Origin of the sequence: Nocardioides sp., from assembly GCF_035697785.1 — a bacterium.
Lineage (GTDB): Bacteria > Actinomycetota > Actinomycetes > Propionibacteriales > Nocardioidaceae > Nocardioides_B.
The window spans coordinates 1-15991 of sequence record NZ_DASSCL010000043.1 but is presented as its reverse complement, the minus strand read 5'-3'; the positions used below and the strand labels follow the sequence as shown (position 1 = coordinate 15991).

Sequence of the window (15991 nt, the reverse complement as noted above, 5' to 3'; positions counted from 1 at the left end):
AACGGGACCAAAGACCCATGCTCGACGGCTCCCGACGGCGCACCCTGGAGGGAAGGAGGCCCGCCATGATGCCCATCGAGATGTCCGTCGAGGAGTGCCTCGACCTGCTCCGCACCAACATCGTCGGGCGGGTCGCGCTCTCCACGCCCGTCGGACCCAGGATCGTCCCGGTCAACTACGCCATGCACGGCGACGACACGATCGTCTTCCGGACCGCGCCGTACAGCGAGCTGGGCACCTACGGGTGGAACGCGGAGCTCGCCTTCGAGATCGACCACATCGACTACGACCAGCACCAGGGCTGGAGCGTGATCGCGTACGGCCGGGGCGAGCTGATCGAGGACCCGGACGAGATCGCCGACATCCGGCACCACTGGGACCCGCGGCCGTGGGCCGAAGGCCAGCGCAACCTGTACATGAAGATCGTCTGGCACAACGTCACCGGCCGCCGCATCGGCGCCGGCTGGGCCGCCCGGACCACGGCCCCGGTCCGTCGGACCCTCTGACGACACGACCCCCCCGGATTCCCGGTTAGGCTCCGGCGCATGACGCGGCTGGACCTGCCGGACAACGCGCGCACGCTGCTCGACGCGGTGGTCGCGATCAGCTCCGACCTCGACCTGCACACGGTCCTGGACCGCATCGTGGTGGCCGCCTGCCAGCTCACCGGAGCGCAGTACGGCGCGCTCGGCGTGCTCGGCAACGACGGCATGCTGGCGGACTTCATCACCCACGGCGTCACCGACGAGCAGCGCGCCGCCATCGGCGACCTGCCCCGTGGGCACGGCATCCTCGGACTGCTGATCGAGCACCCGGTGCCGCTCCGGCTCGAGCACCTGCAGCAGGATCCCCGCTCCTACGGGTTTCCCGAGCACCACCCGCCGATGGACTCGTTCCTCGGCGTCCCGGTCCGGATCCGCGGCACGGTGTTCGGCAACCTCTACCTCACCGAGAAGGCCGGCGAGGCCGCGTTCACGGAGACCGACGAGATGCTCGTCGACGCGCTCGCGACCGCCGCCGGCTTCGTCGTGGACAACGCCCGCGCCTTCGCGCGCAGCGAGCGCCGCCGGCAGTGGCTGGAGGCGTCGGCCCGGATCACCGACGCGCTCCAGCCGCCCGTCGAGGCGGACACCGCGCTCCATCAGCTGGCCGCGGTCGCGGCCGGGGTCGCCGGCGCCCAGGCCGTCGCGGTGGTGCAGGACCACGACGGGGAGCTGGCGGTGCGCGCCGCGGACGGTTCCGGTGTCGGCCGGCTGGAAGACCTGCTCGCCGGCCTCACCGACGTGGTGACCCGAGCGCTGGCGGACGGCGAGCGCGTCGTCGTACCGGCTCCGGACGGCATCTCGGGCACGGTCCTGGTCGTGCCGCTACGGGCCCACCTGACCGCCGCGGGCGTGCTGCTGGTGCTGATGGCCGCCGAGCGCCGGGCCATGGAGGGGGAGGAGATCGAGCTGCTGACCTCGTTCGCCGACCAGGCCAGCCTCGCCCTCGACCGCGCCCAGGCGGTGGCCGACCGGGAGGAGCTGCTCCTCGTGACCGACCGCGACCGGATCGCGCGCGACCTGCACGACCTGGTCATCCAGCGGCTGTTCGCGACCGGGCTGCAGCTGCAGGGCGCCAGCCGGATCGCCGGGGACGAGGTCCGGGAGCGCCTCTCGGCCGCGGTCGAGGACCTCGACGTCACGATCCGCGACATCCGCTCCACGATCTTCGAGCTCCAGCACTCGCACAGCGGGTCGCTGCGCGCCGACGTCCGGGGCGTGGTGAAGGAGTACGTCCCCACGCTCGGGTTCAACCCGATGGTGCGGACCACGGGACCGCTCGACACGGCCGTGCCGCGCGCGCTGGCGGACCAGCTGCTGGCGGTGCTGCGTGAGGCGCTGTCCAACGTGGCCAGGCACGCCGCGGCGGACGCCGCGGTGGTCGAGGTGGAGGTCACGGCGGACGAGCTGGCGCTACGGGTCACCGACAACGGCTCCGGACTGCCGGAGAGCCGCCACGAGAGCGGGCTGCGCAACGTGCGGCGGCGGGCCGCCGAGCACGGTGGTGCCGCGCGGCTCCTGCCGGAGGAGCCGCACGGCACGCGGCTGGAGTGGGTCGTCCCGCTCTAAGCCTCGTCGGTCGGGACGACGAGCACCGGCACCTCGGTGTAGTGCAGCACCGCCCGGGTCACCGAGCCGAAGCCGAAGCCGGCGAACCGATTGCTGTGGTGCCGACCCAGCACCACCAGCTGCGCCCCGGCCGTCTCGGCCTCCTGGAGGACCGCGAGCGCCGGGTGCGTCGAGCTGGTGCGCGTCCGCACGTCCACGTCGGGGAACCGTTCCCGCCACTTGGAGACGGTCTCCTCGAAGCGGGCGTGCGCCTCGGCCTCGCCCCTGATCGGCGCACCGTCGGTGGGCTCCGCACTCGGGGCCTCCCAGCCGTGCACCGCGACCAGGGCCACGCCGAGGCGTTCGGCCCGGTGCAGCGCCAGGTGCAGGAGGTGGTGGCTCGGCTGGTCCGGCTCGACGCCGACGACCAGCGGCTGGGCGCGGTTCGCGGCCTGGTCCCAGCCGGTGGGCACGACCGCCACCGGCACGGGCGAGCGGCCGGCGACGGCCAGCGACACCGACCCGACGAACAGCCGGCCGAGCGTGCCCAGGCCGCGCTTGCCGATCACCAGCAGCCGCGCGTCGTCCAGGTGCTCGAGCAGGGCGGTCTCAGGCGGCCCGTCGTACACCACGTGGCTGACCTGCTCGGCGGGGACGACATCGGTCACCTCCGCGGCCATGGCGGCGACGGTCTTCTCGGCCTGCTGACGACCGTGGCCGAACCGGCGGTGGTAACCCGCGGCGATGGCGACACGCAGGTCCGCGCCCGCCCTGCCGGCCTCGTCGGCCGCCCAGGCGAGCGCGCTCCTGCTGCCCTCCGACCCGTCGACGCCGACGACCACCGGCAGGTGGGCGGATGCCCACTCGTCGGTGGTCGCGGCGGCCTGCGCCTCGGTCATCGCAGAACCGGATACCGGCGGACCAGGTGGGTGCGTGCCCAGGCCCGTCCGGCGCCCCAGGTGTCACCGGCCAGCGTCAGCGCCAGGACCACGAGGACGATCGCACCGATCAGGTGGTCGTCGACGACCGGGTTGTTCGTCAGCGGCAGCGAGGCGGCGTACATCAGCATGTAGAGCAGCGCGCCCGCCGCAGCCGCCACCCGCATCCCGATCCCCGCGAAGAGCGCGAGGCCGATGCCCAGCAGGCCGAGCATGAACAGCCAGTCCCACACCGGCTGTCCGGCCATACCGTTGAAGATGTCCTTGAACGGGTTGTTCGCCGGGACGCCGAAGGTGAGGAACCCCTCGGTGGGGCTGCCGCCGTTGAGCCAGGCAGCACCCTCGGCCATGAAGTCGGTGCCGGTCTTCACGCCTTGGTCGTTGGTGACCGCGCCGGTGCTGAAGCCGAGCGCGAGCAGCTTGTCGAAGAACGCCCAGAGGAAGGTGACGGCGTACGCCAAGCGGAGTACGGCGAGCCCCTTGCGGGCGGTAGTGGTCGTCACGACGTCGGTCTCGACGAGGGTGGTGCCCACGTCGGTCGTGCCTTCGTGGCGGTGGCGGATCTGTGTCATGGCCTTTCGCCTCCTGGTGACTGTTTGACACCCTCAAGGATCGTGCGGCGACGTACCCCCGGGGAGGGTCATGGGACACGACCGGCCCGGGGCTAAGGTCCCGTCCCGAGCACGAGCTAGCCCAGCAGCTTGGAGGCGAGCACGGCGGCCTGGGTGCGCCGCTCGAGCCCGAGCTTGGCCAGGATGCTGGACACGTAGTTCTTGACCGTCTTCTCCGCCAGGAACATCCTCTCGCCGATCTGCCGGTTGGTCAGCCCCTCCGCGATCAGTGCCAGGATCTTGCGCTCCTGCTCGGTCAGGTTCTGCAGCTCCTCGTGCTCCTCCGGCCCGTTGCGGACCCGGTCGAGCACCCTCGCCGTCAGGCTCGGGTCGATCAGCGACTGGCCGGCGGCCACCCGGCGGACCGTGTCCACGAGGTCGTGGCCACCGATCTGCTTGAGCACGTATCCCGAGGCGCCGGCCAGGATCGCGGCGAACAGTGCCTCGTCGTCGTCGTAGCTGGTGAGGATCAGTGCCTTGATGTTCGGGTCCACCGAACGGACGTCGCGGCACACGTCGATACCGCTGCCGTCGGGCAGGCGGGCGTCGAGGACGGCCACGTGCGGACGAAGCGCCGGGATGCGTGCGGTGGCCTCGGCGGCGAGGCCGGACTCGCCGACCACCTCGATGTCACCCTCGGCGTCGAGCAGCCCGCGCAGCCCGCGGCGCACCACCTCGTGGTCGTCGAGCAGGAAGACCCGGATCGGTCCATCAGGTGCAGCCATGGGGTCACGGTAGCGCCACGGCGTCCTGGGACGTCCGGCTTCGGAATCGGGACCTTCGGCCCGTTCCGGCACGCGCAGGGGGTTGGCAGCGTGGGCGAAGTCGGCCAGAGTCTGAGGAGGACGTGTCATGTCAGCAGCCATCCGCATGGGAAGGAGGCCGGTGATGAGTCCGGGGGTCCAAAGGTCGCCCTCGCTCATGCTGGCTCTGGCCACCATCGGGTTCGCGATCAACTTCTGGGCCTGGGCCCTGATCAGCCCGCTCGGTCCGCTGTTCCGTGAGAACGGCGCGCTGGGTCCGCTCACTGAGTCCGACGTGGCGCTCATGGTGGCGGTCCCGGTCATCGTCGGGTCGCTCGGCCGGATACCGGTCGGGGCGCTCACAGACAAGTTCGGCGGTCGGGTGATGTTCCCGCTCGTGTCGCTGGCGACGATCGTCCCCGTGCTGTTCATCGGGCTGCTGGCCCAGTCGTCGTACGCCGCCATCCTGGTGGGCGGGTTCTTCCTCGGCATCGGCGGCACGGCGTTCGCGGTCGGCGTGCCGTTCGTCAACGCGTGGTACCCCCCGGAGCGACGGGGCACCGCGGTCGGCATCTTCGGCGCCGGGATGGGCGGCACGGCGATCAGCGCACTCACCACCGTCCAGCTCTACGAGGGCCTCGGGTCCGCCGCGCCGTTCCTGATCACCGCCGCGCTGCTCGCCGTGTACGCCGTGGTCGCCTGGGTGGTCATGCGCGACGCGCCCGGCCGGACCGCGCCGTCGGGGTCGCTGGTGGGCCGGCTCGTCTCCAACGCGAAGCTGCCCGTGACCTGGCAGGCCTGCGTGCTGTACGCCGTGGCGTTCGGCGGCTACGTCGCGTTCTCGGTCTACCTCCCCTCGTACCTCAAGACCGCCTACGAGCTGACCCCCGCCGACGCGGCGAACCGGATGGCCGGCTTCGTCGTGGTGGCGGTGCTCATGCGGCCGGTGGGCGGCTGGCTGTCGGACCGGTTCGGCCCGATCGTCGTGCTCGCCGGCGGCTACGCCGTGGTCGTCGTCGGCGCCGCCATCGCCTCCACCACGCCGCTGCTCGAGTACCTCGGCACGATCGCGTTCCTGTCGATGGCCGCCGCTCTCGGCTCGGGCAGCGGTGCGACCTTCGCCCTGGTGGCCAAGGTGACCGAACCGGCTCGCGTCGGTGGCGTGACCGGGCTCGTCGGAGCCGCGGGTGGCCTCGGCGGGTTCGTCCCCCCGCTGATCATGGGCTACGTCTACGGCCGCACCGACTCCTACGCGATCGGCCTGGTGCTGCTCTCCGTCACGGCCGCGCTCACCCTCGTCCTCACCCTGACCGTCGTCCGCTCGACCCTGAGACAGGCGGAGCCGGCCCATGCCTGAACGCTGACCACCGCCCCCGACCTGGAGGATCACGCCCCGTGAGCATCGACGCCGACCCCGGCACGAGCAAGCCCGGACTGGACGGACCGTGGACCGACGCTCTGCTGAGGACGCGTCGCTACTTCACCAAGGCGGAGGTGTCCGACGACCTGCGCACCCTGCACCACACCGGCGGCCGTGACGCCGACGACTTCTACCGGGACCGGTGGAGCCACGACAAGGTCGTGCGGTCCACGCACGGCGTGAACTGCACCGGCTCCTGCTCGTGGAAGGTCTACGTCAAGGACGGGATCATCACCTGGGAGACCCAGCAGACCGACTACCCGTCGACGGGGCCCGACAAGCCGGAGTACGAGCCGCGCGGCTGTCCTCGCGGCGCGGCGTTCTCCTGGTACACCTACTCGCCGACCCGGGTGCGCTACCCCTACATCCGCGGCGTGCTGCTGCAGATGTACCGCGAGGCGAAGTCCCAGCACGGTGACCCCGTGCTGGCGTGGGCGCACGTCGTGGACAACCCGGCCCGGGCCCGGCACTACAAGTCCGCGCGCGGCAAGGGCGGCATGGTGCGGGCGTCGTGGGAGGAGGCGACCGAGATGGTCGCCGCCGCCTACGTGCACACCATCAGGAAGTGGGGTCCCGACCGCGTGGCCGGGTTCTCGCCGATCCCCGCGATGTCGATGGTGTCGCACGCCTCAGGCGCCCGGTTCACCTCGATGCTCGGCGGGTCGATGCTGTCCTTCTACGACTGGTACGCCGACCTCCCCGTCGCCTCACCTCAGGTGTTCGGCGACCAGACCGACGTCCCCGAGTCGGGCGACTGGTGGGACGCCGGCTACCTGGTGATGTGGGGCTCCAACGTCCCGGTGACCCGCACCCCGGACGCGCACTGGATGACCGAGGCGCGCTACCGCGGCCAGAAGGTCGTCGTGGTCTCGCCCGACTACGCCGACAACGTGAAGTTCGCCGACGAGTGGCTGGCGATCGCCCCGGGCACCGACGGTGCGCTGGCGATGGCGATGGGCCACGTCGTCCTCAAGGAGTTCTTCGTCGACCGGCCGACGGCGTACTTCACCGACTACACCAAGCGGTTCACCGACCTGCCGTACCTCGTCCGCCTCGACGAGGTCGGCGACGGACAGGTCTACCGGGCCGGGAAGTTCCTCACCGCGGCGGACCTGCCAGCCCATGAACAGGCCGAGAACGCGCACTTCAAGCCCGTGCTCCTGGACGCACGCACCGACGAGCCGGTCGTGCCCAACGGCGCGCTCGGTCACCGCTTCGGCGAGACCGGTGTGGGTCGCTGGAACCTCGACCTCGAGGGCGTGGACCCGAAGCTGTCCCTCCTCGACACCAGCCAGGACACGGCGCTCGTGGAGCTCCCGCGGTTCGACGACCTCGACGGCACGCCGGGGTCGCTGCCTCGAGGGGTCCCGGTCCGCCGGATCGGCGACCACCTCGTCACCACCGTCTACGACCTGATGCTCGCCCAGTTCGGGGTGGCGCGAGCAGGCCTTCCGGGCGAGTGGCCGACGGGGTACGACGACGCGGACGCGCCGTACACGCCGGCCTGGCAGGAGACCATCACCGGGGTCCCGGCCCAGGCGGCCGCGCGGATCGCACGCGAGTTCGCGCGCAACGCCGAGGAGTCCCAGGGCCGCTCGATGATCCTGATGGGCGCCGGCACGAACCACTGGTTCCACTCCGACACGATCTACCGCGGCTTCCTGGCGCTGACCACGCTGACCGGCTGCCAGGGCGTCAACGGCGGAGGCTGGGCTCACTACGTCGGGCAGGAGAAGTGCCGCCCGATCACCGGCTGGGCGCAGCTCGCGTTCGGCCTCGACTGGAAGCGGCCACCGCGGCAGATGATCCACACGGCGTACTGGTACCTGCACACCAACCAGTTCCGCTACGACCATTTCGGCGCCGACGTGGTCTCCGCCAGCACCGGAAGCGGCCTGCTCGCCGGGCTGAGCACCGCCGACGTGATCGCGAAGAGCGCGCGGATGGGCTGGATGCCGTCGTACCCGACGTTCGACCGCAACCCGCTCGACCTCGCCGACGAGGCCGCCGCCGCCGGGACGCCGGCGGCGGACTACGTCGTCGACCAGCTCCGGTCCGGTGACCTGCGCTTCGCCGCGGAGGACCCGGACGCACCGGAGAACTTCCCGCGGGTGCTCGCGATCTGGCGCGCCAACCTGCTCGGCTCGTCCGGCAAGGGCAACGAGTACTTCCTCAAGCACCTGCTCGGCACCGACAGCTCGCTGCGGGCCACGGAGACCGGGCCGGACCGGCGGCCTCGCGACGTCGAGTGGCACGAGGCGGCGCCAGAAGGGAAGCTCGACCTGCTGCTCACCCTCGACTTCCGGCAGACCAGCACGACGATCTTCAGCGACGTCGTGCTGCCGGCCGCGACGTGGTACGAGAAGCACGACCTCAACACCACCGACATGCACCCCTACGTGCACTCGTTCAACCCCGCGATCGCGCCGCCGTGGCAGACCCGCACCGACTGGGACGCCTTCCAGACGATCGCCACGAAGTTCAGCGAGCTCGCCGTCGGGCACCTCGACACCCGGCGCGACGTGGTCGCCGTGCCGCTGCTGCACGACACCCCCGACGCGATGGCGAACCCGCACGGCGTCGTCCGCGACTGGAAGCTCGGCGAGTGCGAGCCGGTGCCGGGCGTGACGATGCCGAAGTTGGTGGAGGTCGAGCGCGACTACACCGCGATCGGCGCGCAGATGCGGGCACTCGGCCCGCTGCTGGACAAGCTCGGCACGACCACGAAGGGCATCACCTACGACGTCACCGCTTCCATCGACTACCTGCGCTCGAAGAACGGGCCGGTGCGCGGCGGGCCGGCTGACGGCCGGCCGTCCTTGGTGCGCGACATCCACGCGGCCGAGGCGATCCTGGCCCTGTCCGGTACGACGAACGGCCACCTGGCCACCCAGGGGTTCAAGACCCTGGAGAAGCGCACCGGCACGCAGCTGCACGACCTCGCGGCCGAGCACGAGGGTAAGCAGATCACCTTCGCGGACACGCAGGCCGCGCCCGTCCCGGTCATCACCTCGCCGGAGTGGTCCGGCTCCGAGACGGGCGGGCGGCGGTACTCCCCGTTCACGATCAACGTGGAGCGGCTCAAGCCGTGGCACACGCTGACCGGCCGGCAGCACTTCTACCTCGACCACGACTGGATGACCGAGATCGGTGAGGGGCTCCCGGTCTACCGGCCACCGCTGAACATGGGGGCGCTGTTCGCCGAACCGGACATCGGGTCGACGGGGGAGCTGGGGGTCACGGTCCGCTACCTCACTCCGCACAACAAGTGGTCGATCCACTCGGAGTACCAGGACAACCTGTTCATGCTGTCGCTCTCTCGCGGTGGGCAGACGATCTGGATGAGCGACAAGGACGCCGCCAAGGTCGGGGTCGAGGACAACGACTGGATCGAGGCCGTCAACCGCAACGGTGTGGTGGTGGCGCGGGCGATCGTGTCGCACCGGATGCCCGAGGGGACGGTCTACATGCACCACGCACAGGACCGCCTCATCGACGTACCCATCGCCGAGACCTCCGGCAAGCGCGGCGGCATCCACAACTCGCTGACCCGGATCCTGGTCAAACCCAGTCACGTGATCGGCGGCTACGCCCAGCTCGCCTTCGCCTTCAACTACCTCGGGCCGACCGGGAACCAGCGCGACGAGGTGACCGTGATCCGCAAGCGCTCGCAGGAGGTGACCTACTGATGAAGGTCATGGCGCAGATGGCGATGGTGATGAACCTCGACAAGTGCATCGGCTGTCACACGTGCTCGGTCACCTGCAAGCAGGCGTGGACCAACCGCACCGGCACGGAGTACGTCTGGTTCAACAACGTGGAGACCCGGCCCGGGCAGGGCTACCCACGCACCTACGAGGACCAGGAGGAGTGGAAGGGCGGCTGGACGCTCAACAAGCGCGGTCGGCTCAAGCTCAAGGCAGGTGGCCGGCTGAGGAAGCTGGTGACGATCTTCTCCAACCCGAAGATGCCGTCGATCAAGGACTACTACGAGCCCTGGACCTACGACTACGCCACCCTCACCGAGGCGCCGGCGCAGGAGCACACGCCGGTGGCCCGGCCCAAGTCCCTGCTCTCCGGCAAGGACATGAAGATCGAGTGGTCGTCGAACTGGGACGACAACCTCGGTGGCTCCGCGGCGACCGCGCAGCACGACCCCATGCTCAAGAACATCGCCGACAAGGTGAAGTTCGAGTTCGAGCAGACCTTCATGTTCTACCTGCCGCGCATCTGCGAGCACTGCCTGAACCCGTCGTGCGCCGCGTCGTGCCCGAGCGGCGCGATCTACAAGCGCGAAGAGGACGGCATCGTGCTCGTCGACCAGGACCGCTGCCGCGGCTGGCGGATGTGCGTGTCGGGGTGCCCCTACAAGAAGGTCTACTTCAACCACAAGACCGGCAAGGCCGAGAAGTGCACGTTCTGCTTCCCGCGGATCGAGGTCGGCCTGCCGACGGTCTGCTCGGAGACGTGCGTCGGCCGGCTGCGCTACATCGGCCTGGTGCTGTACGACGCCGACCGGGTCCTGGAAGCCGCGTCGACGCCGGACGACCACGACCTCTACGAGGCGCAACGGTCGGTGCTCCTCGACCCCAACGACCCCGAGGTGGTCCGGGCGGCCGAGCGTGACGGGATCCCGCGCGACTGGGTGGAGGCCGCGCAGCGCTCGCCTATCCACGCGCTGATCAACCGCTACAAGGTCGCGCTGCCGCTGCACCCGGAGTACCGCACCATGCCGATGGTCTGGTACATCCCGCCGCTGTCGCCGGTGGTCGACGTCGTCAAGGACACCGGCTTCGACGCCGAGGACACCGGCAACCTGTTCGCCGCGATCGACGCGCTGCGGATCCCGGTCGAGTACCTCGCGGAGCTGTTCACCGCCGGCGACGTCGCGCCGGTCGACCGCGTGCTCAGGAAGCTGGCGGCGATGCGGTCCTACATGCGCGACATCAACATGGGCCGCGACCCCGACGGCTCGATCCCGGAAGGGGTGGGCATGAGCGAGGAGGACATGTATGACATGTACCGGCTCCTCGCACTCGCCAAGTACGACGAGCGCTACGTCATCCCACCGGCACACGCCGAGCAGGCGCACTCCCTGGAGGAGCTGGCCACCGAGTGTGCGCTCGACTACGAGGGCGGTCCCGGGATGGGTGGCTCCGGCCCGTTCGGCGAGGGGTCCGGTGCCTCGACGCCGATCGCGGTCGAGAACTTCCAGATGCTGCGCGACCGGCAGACCTCCGACACCATGGCGTCGCCGGGCAACAAGGGCGACCGGGTCAACCTGCTCAACTGGGACGGCAAGGGCTCCCCGTCCGGCCTGTTCCCGCCCCGCGAGGACGCCGAGGACCAGTCATGAGCCGCAAGCACCCGAGGTCCGGGCTGCCGCCGACCGCGCTGAGCGTCGCCTGGCAGTCGGTCTCGTTGCTGCTCGGCTACCCCGACGAGCAGCTGGTCGGCCTCGCCGCGACGGTCCGGGAGGCGTCCCGCTGCCTGCCCGACGAGGTGGGTGACCCGATCCGCGGCTTCGTCGTACACCTCGAGTCGACGCCGCTGGAGGAGCTCCAGGCCGACTACGTCGAGACGTTCGACAGCCGGCGCCGGTGCAACCTCTTCCTGACCTACTTCGCACACGGCGACACCCGCAAGCGCGGGGTGGCGCTGCTGAGGTTCAAGCAGACCTACCTGCGCTCCGGCTTCGTGCTCGACGCCGAGTCGGAGCACGGCGGCGAGCTGCCCGACCACCTCTGTGTCGTGCTCGAGTACGCCGCCACCGTCGACATCGAGCGCGGCCGGCGGCTCCTCCTCGACCACCGGGCCGGCCTGGAGCTGCTCCGGATGGCGCTCGTCGAGCGGCGGTCGCCGTGGGCGGCACTGCTCGAGGCGCTGAGCTCGACGCTCCCGCCGCTGCGCGGTGACGAGCGCGACGCCGTCCGCCGCCTCGCCGCCGAGGGGCCGCCCGCGGAGGAGGTCGGGCTCGACCCGTACGCCGGACCGGCGTTCGACCCCGCCCTCGCCGACCGCCACGGCTCCACGTCCGAGCTGCCGATGCCGAGCTTCCCGGGAGGGCGCACATGAACGAGTTCCTGTGGGTCGTCGTGCCCTACATCTGCCTGACCGCGTTCGTCGTCGGCCACATCTGGCGCTACCGCTACGACAAGTTCGGCTGGACCACGCGCTCCTCCCAGCTCTACGAGGACCGGTTGCTGCGCATCGGCAGTCCGCTGTTCCACTTCGGCATCCTCGCGGTGTTCCTCGGCCACGTGATGGGGCTCGGCGTGCGGAAGGCGTGGACCGAGGCGGTGGGGGTCAGCGAGGGGCTCTACCACTTCATGGCGGTGACCGTGGGTGCGGTCGCGGGCTTCTGCACCCTGGTCGGGATGGTGATCCTGATCTACCGCCGTCGTACCGTCGGGCCGGTCTTCTCCGCGACCACGGTGATGGACAAGGTGATGTACGCCTTCCTCGCGGCGGTGATCCTGCTCGGCCTCTGGAACACCGTGGCGTCGAACATCCTCGACCACTACGACTACCGCGAGTCCGTGTCGGTCTGGTTCCGCGGCATCTTCCTGTTCGACCTGCACCCGGAGCTGATGGCCGAGGCGCCGCTGGGGTTCCAGCTGCACGGCCTGGTGGCGATGGCGCTGTTCGCGCTGTGGCCGTTCACGCGGCTCGTGCACGTGTTCAGCGCGCCGCTGGGCTACCTGACCCGCCCCTACATCGTCTACCGCTCGCGGGACGAGCGGCTCGGTGCCCGCAAGCCCCGGAAGGGCTGGGAGCGCGTCGGGTGACAGCGATCACCAAGGGCGGGGGACCTTCGCCCCTGTGACCGACCGGCCCCGTGCGGTTGCCTGGTGATGGCCGCAGACGCGCGGTCTTGTGGCGCGGCCGAGCCCGCGCCGGGCACGGGAGAGGGACCGGATGTGTGAGCACTGCGGCTGCCGCGAGGTCGAGCCGATAGCGGAGCTGATGGACGAGCACCTGGCGCTGCTCGAGGTGTCGGGGGATGCCCGCAGGCAGCTCGCCGGCGGTGACCTGGTCCGCTGCATGCAGACCCTCGGGCGGCTGGCAGGACTGCTGGGCCGGCACGTGTCCCGTGAGGAGCAGGGCGTCTTCGCCGCGATGAAGGAGCAGGGCGACTTCGTCGACGCCGTCGAGGAGCTGGAGGCCGAGCACGTCTCGTTCGACGAGGCACTGGCGGGGCTCGACCCGGACGCCGCGGACTTCGCCGACGGGGTGCGCGCGCTGCTGGCTCAGCTCTCGGACCACATCGACAACGAGAACCTCGGCATCTTCCCGGCCGCGACGATCACCCTGGGCGCCCGCGGGTGGCAGACCGTGGTCGGCGCCCACGAGGCCGAGCCGAGCTTCCTGGCCGCCGCGTCCGCCTAGTTGAACGCGGACGGGTCGACCGCGATCCACACGTGCTGAGCGGTCGCCACGACCCGGCCGTCGGCGTCGTACAGCGTGCTGGCCGTGAAGGTCTTGCGACCGTCCCGTCGCAGCCGCGCACCGACCACGACGTGCGGCTCGCCGACCACCGGTAGCGCGTCCACGCGCGCCGTCATCCGACCGAGCACCGACGGCCGACCCTCGAGGTCCTCCGACCAGCCACCGATGCAGTCGAGCGCCGCCCACGTCGTGGCGGTGCCGACCCGCTCGAGACCGCGGTCCACCACGTCGCCCGACACCGCCAGCGAGGCGTGCGGCACCCACAGGGACGCCACCGTGTCGGCCCGGCCGGTGACTGGTCCGGGGTAGATCTGCAAGCCGTCTCCCTCGACCCGGTCGGGCCCGCAGGCGAAGCAGCCCGGGAACGGGTGGACCCGCAGGCCGGGGTACGACGCCATGGCTCCTGCCGCGACGTCGGCGGCGACCCCCTCCACCGGGTGCAGCTCGTCCTCGACCTCCCGTGCCTCGGCGACGACCTGGTCCCCGACCAGCAGCCGGGTGCCGTCGACGGCACTCGTCACCGTCATCGCGGTGTCGAGAGGCGGTGGCTGCCGGAGCGTCACCTCCACGGTGGCCGGCTCGTGCTCGGCCGGCACCCGCTCGGCCAGGGATCCAGCCGTGTAGCCCCCGTTGCCGGAGCGGGCGGGTCCGCGGAACCGCTGCTCGATGGTGATGGTGTCGCTCACTTCTTGATCCGTTCGAGTCGGTCGAGCGCCTCTCTGCGCTCCTCGGCATGCTCCACGATCGGGGCCGGGTAGCCGTCGGGAGGCCCGTCCGGCACCGCCCACGGCTCGTGCAGGTGGCGCGGCCCGACGTCGCGCAGCTCGGGGAGCCAGCGTCGGACGTAGCTGCCGTCCGGGTCGAACTTCCGTCCCTGGGTGGTCGGGTTGAAGACCCGGAAGTACGGCGCGGCATCGGTGCCGCAGCCCGCCACCCACTGCCACCCGTGCTGGTTGGACGCGAGGTCCCCGTCGACCAGCCAGCGCATGAAGTGGCGCGCCCCGTGCTGCCACTCCACGTGCAGGTCCTTGACCAGGAAGCTCGCGGTGATCATGCGCACCCGGTTGTGCATCCACCCCGTCGCCCGGAGCTGTCGCATCCCGGCATCCACGATCGGGTAGCCGGTGCGTCCCTGCCGCCAGGCGTCGAAGGGTTCGCCCGGCTCGTCGTACTCCATGCCGGCGAACTCCTTGCGCAGGTACTCCCGGGCCGTCTCCGGCCGGCGGAACAGCACGTCGGCGTAGAACTCCCGCCAGGCCAGCTCCTTGCGGTAGGTCGCGGCGCCCTCACGCTTGTCGGCGGAGAGGTCGGCCAGCATCGTGCGTGGGTGGATCTCGCCCCACTTCAGGTGCACCGACATGTGCGAGGTCGCGTCGAGGCCGGGCCGGTCGCGGGCGGTGTCGTACTCGCCGAGGTCGTCCTCGAGGTACGCCCGCCACCGCCGCAGCGCGGCCCGCTCGCCCGCCTCCGGCAGCTCCAGCCCGTCGGGCGGCGTCGGGTCGGGGAGGTCCACCGTCTCGTCGAGGGACAGCCAGCGCACGTCGGTGGGTGGATCCACCGGGGTGCGCCACCCGTGCTCGGCCCAGGCCTTCGAGAACGGCGTGAAGACCTGGTACGCCGAACCCGAGCCGTTCGTCACGCGGCCCGGCGCGACGGCGTACGGCGAGCCCGTCCTGACCAGCCCGATGCCGTGGGCGGCCAGCGCCTCCTCCACCTCGAGATCCCGGCGGTGCCCGTAGGGGCCGTAGTCGGCGGCGACGTGCACCCGCGTGGCACCGACCGCCCGCGCGGCCCGGACGACCTGCCGGACCGGGTCGCCGCGCACCACGCAGAGCCCCGACCGGCGTTGCCGCAGCGAGGCGTCGAGCGCCCGGAGCGACGCCGTCAGGTAGACCCGGCGCGCGGGACCGGCCGGACCCCACAGCGCCGGGTCGAGGACGAACAGCGGCACGATGCCGTCGGACGCGCAGGCGTCGAGGAGGGCGGGGTTGTCGCCGAGCCGGAGGTCACGGCGGAACCACATGACGGTGGTGTCGGTGCGGGCCACCTGCTCCACTGTGCCAGCGGCGCGCAGTCGTACGTAACAATGGCCGCGTGAGCGACCTGATCGACACCACCGAGATGTACCTCCGGACCATCTACGAGCTGGTCGAGGAGGGCATCGTGCCCCTGCGCGCGCGGATCGCCGAGCGCCTGCACCAGAGCGGCCCCACGGTCTCCCAGACCGTGGCCCGGATGGAGCGCGACGGCCTGCTCACCGTCGAGGGCGACCGGCACCTGGAGTTCACCGACGAGGGCCGCCGGCTGGCGACCCGGGTGATGCGCAAGCACCGGCTCGCCGAGCGGCTGCTCACCGACGTGATCGGGCTCGACTGGGAGCTGGTGCACGCCGAGGCGTGCCGGTGGGAGCACGTGATGTCCGAGACCGTCGAGCGCCGGCTGATCAAGCTGCTCGACCACCCCACCGAGTCGCCGTACGGCAACCCCATCCCCGGGCTCGACGAGCTGGGCGAGGCGAACCTGGGCGAGGAGTTCATGACCGGCGTCGAGGCGCTGTCCGACGCGGCCAGCGACGAGGAGGGGCGGGTCCTGGTGCGCCGGATCGCCGAGCACGTGCAGGTGAACACCGGGCTGATGTCGGATCTCAAGGGGGCGGGCATCGTGCCCGGTCAGGACGTCGACGTGCGTCCGATCAGTCGCTTCGGCGTGCCCGTGCCGATCGTCGGCGGAGACGGCTCCG

The 15991-nt window shown here is 71.1% G+C and carries 14 protein-coding genes; 9 read left to right on the top strand and 5 right to left on the bottom strand.

What is annotated here, in order from left to right; all coding sequences use genetic code 11:
- Nucleotides 1–65 precede the first annotated feature (65 nt).
- Nucleotides 66–506 carry a pyridoxamine 5'-phosphate oxidase family protein gene (locus tag VFH10_RS04465; protein WP_325126361.1) on the top strand — a complete coding sequence of 147 codons (441 nt, stop codon included), beginning with the start codon at nucleotides 66–68 and terminating at the stop codon, nucleotides 504–506.
- A 39-nt stretch (nucleotides 507–545) separates the two neighbouring features.
- The gene (locus VFH10_RS04460) at nucleotides 546–2111 is read left to right on the top strand and encodes a GAF domain-containing protein (RefSeq protein WP_325126359.1); all 1566 of its coding nucleotides are present in this window, start codon (nucleotides 546–548) and stop codon (nucleotides 2109–2111) included.
- Here the strand turns inward: VFH10_RS04460 and VFH10_RS04455 are convergent.
- The 3 genes from VFH10_RS04455 to VFH10_RS04445 form a co-directional block, all read right to left on the bottom strand.
- A complete protein-coding gene (locus tag VFH10_RS04455; protein WP_325126357.1) occupies nucleotides 2108–2989 on the bottom strand; it encodes a universal stress protein in 882 nt (293 codons plus the stop codon). The genes VFH10_RS04460 and VFH10_RS04455 overlap by 4 nt on opposite strands.
- The gene (locus tag VFH10_RS04450; RefSeq protein WP_325126355.1) at nucleotides 2986–3600 is read right to left on the bottom strand and encodes a hypothetical protein; all 615 of its coding nucleotides are present in this window, start codon (nucleotides 3598–3600) and stop codon (nucleotides 2986–2988) included. Before VFH10_RS04450 ends, VFH10_RS04455 begins: the two co-directional genes overlap by 4 nt.
- Nucleotides 3601–3716: 116 nt before the next feature.
- On the bottom strand, nucleotides 3717–4364 hold the full coding sequence (locus tag VFH10_RS04445; RefSeq protein ID WP_325126353.1) for a response regulator transcription factor: 648 nt from the start codon (nucleotides 4362–4364) through the stop codon (nucleotides 3717–3719).
- A gap of 163 nt (nucleotides 4365–4527) precedes the next feature.
- On the opposite strand from VFH10_RS04445, the gene VFH10_RS04440 reads away from it, so the two are divergent.
- From VFH10_RS04440 to VFH10_RS04415, 6 genes are all read left to right on the top strand, one after another.
- Nucleotides 4528–5739 carry an MFS transporter gene (locus tag VFH10_RS04440; protein WP_325126351.1) on the top strand — a complete coding sequence of 404 codons (1212 nt, stop codon included), beginning with the start codon at nucleotides 4528–4530 and terminating at the stop codon, nucleotides 5737–5739.
- A gap of 44 nt (nucleotides 5740–5783) precedes the next feature.
- On the top strand, nucleotides 5784–9491 hold the full coding sequence (locus tag VFH10_RS04435) for a nitrate reductase subunit alpha (RefSeq protein WP_414689835.1): 3708 nt from the start codon (nucleotides 5784–5786) through the stop codon (nucleotides 9489–9491).
- Nucleotides 9491–11158 (top strand): nitrate reductase subunit beta, encoded by a 1668-nt coding sequence (gene narH / locus VFH10_RS04430; RefSeq protein WP_325126346.1) that lies wholly within the window; start codon nucleotides 9491–9493, stop codon nucleotides 11156–11158. Before VFH10_RS04435 ends, narH begins: the two co-directional genes overlap by 1 nt.
- Nucleotides 11155–11877 carry a nitrate reductase molybdenum cofactor assembly chaperone gene (gene narJ / locus VFH10_RS04425; protein ID WP_325126343.1) on the top strand — a complete coding sequence of 241 codons (723 nt, stop codon included), beginning with the start codon at nucleotides 11155–11157 and terminating at the stop codon, nucleotides 11875–11877. The genes narH and narJ overlap by 4 nt, the downstream gene beginning before the upstream one ends.
- Nucleotides 11874–12590 (top strand): respiratory nitrate reductase subunit gamma, encoded by a 717-nt coding sequence (gene narI, locus VFH10_RS04420; protein ID WP_325126341.1) that lies wholly within the window; start codon nucleotides 11874–11876, stop codon nucleotides 12588–12590. The genes narJ and narI overlap by 4 nt, the downstream gene beginning before the upstream one ends.
- 130 nt (nucleotides 12591–12720) lie before the next feature.
- Entirely contained in the window at nucleotides 12721–13191 is a 471-nt protein-coding gene (locus VFH10_RS04415) for a hemerythrin domain-containing protein (protein WP_325126339.1), read from the top strand.
- Here VFH10_RS04415 and VFH10_RS04410 read toward each other — a convergent pair.
- The gene (locus VFH10_RS04410) at nucleotides 13188–13937 is read right to left on the bottom strand and encodes a hypothetical protein (protein ID WP_325126337.1); all 750 of its coding nucleotides are present in this window, start codon (nucleotides 13935–13937) and stop codon (nucleotides 13188–13190) included. The two genes, VFH10_RS04415 and VFH10_RS04410, sit on opposite strands and share 4 nt — an antisense overlap.
- Nucleotides 13934–15298, bottom strand: a complete 1365-nt coding sequence (locus VFH10_RS04405; protein ID WP_325126335.1) for a deoxyribodipyrimidine photo-lyase — start codon at nucleotides 15296–15298, stop codon at nucleotides 13934–13936. The genes VFH10_RS04410 and VFH10_RS04405 overlap by 4 nt, the downstream gene beginning before the upstream one ends.
- 47 nt (nucleotides 15299–15345) lie before the next feature.
- On the opposite strand from VFH10_RS04405, the gene VFH10_RS04400 reads away from it, so the two are divergent.
- Nucleotides 15346–15991: metal-dependent transcriptional regulator (locus VFH10_RS04400; RefSeq protein WP_325126333.1), on the top strand; the 646-nt coding region annotated here is incomplete at its 3' end.

Coding starts and splice junctions, on each gene's coding strand:
- narH (WP_325126346.1), top strand. CDS start 9,491: ATGAAGGTCATGGCGCAGATGGCGATGGTGATGAACCTCGACAAGTGC.
- VFH10_RS04445 (WP_325126353.1), bottom strand. CDS start 4,364: ATGGCTGCACCTGATGGACCGATCCGGGTCTTCCTGCTCGACGACCAC.
- VFH10_RS04465 (WP_325126361.1), top strand. CDS start 66: ATGATGCCCATCGAGATGTCCGTCGAGGAGTGCCTCGACCTGCTCCGC.
- narI (WP_325126341.1), top strand. CDS start 11,874: ATGAACGAGTTCCTGTGGGTCGTCGTGCCCTACATCTGCCTGACCGCG.
- VFH10_RS04455 (WP_325126357.1), bottom strand. CDS start 2,989: ATGACCGAGGCGCAGGCCGCCGCGACCACCGACGAGTGGGCATCCGCC.
- VFH10_RS04450 (WP_325126355.1), bottom strand. CDS start 3,600: ATGACACAGATCCGCCACCGCCACGAAGGCACGACCGACGTGGGCACC.
- narJ (WP_325126343.1), top strand. CDS start 11,155: ATGAGCCGCAAGCACCCGAGGTCCGGGCTGCCGCCGACCGCGCTGAGC.
- VFH10_RS04460 (WP_325126359.1), top strand. CDS start 546: ATGACGCGGCTGGACCTGCCGGACAACGCGCGCACGCTGCTCGACGCG.
- VFH10_RS04415 (WP_325126339.1), top strand. CDS start 12,721: ATGTGTGAGCACTGCGGCTGCCGCGAGGTCGAGCCGATAGCGGAGCTG.
- VFH10_RS04440 (WP_325126351.1), top strand. CDS start 4,528: ATGAGTCCGGGGGTCCAAAGGTCGCCCTCGCTCATGCTGGCTCTGGCC.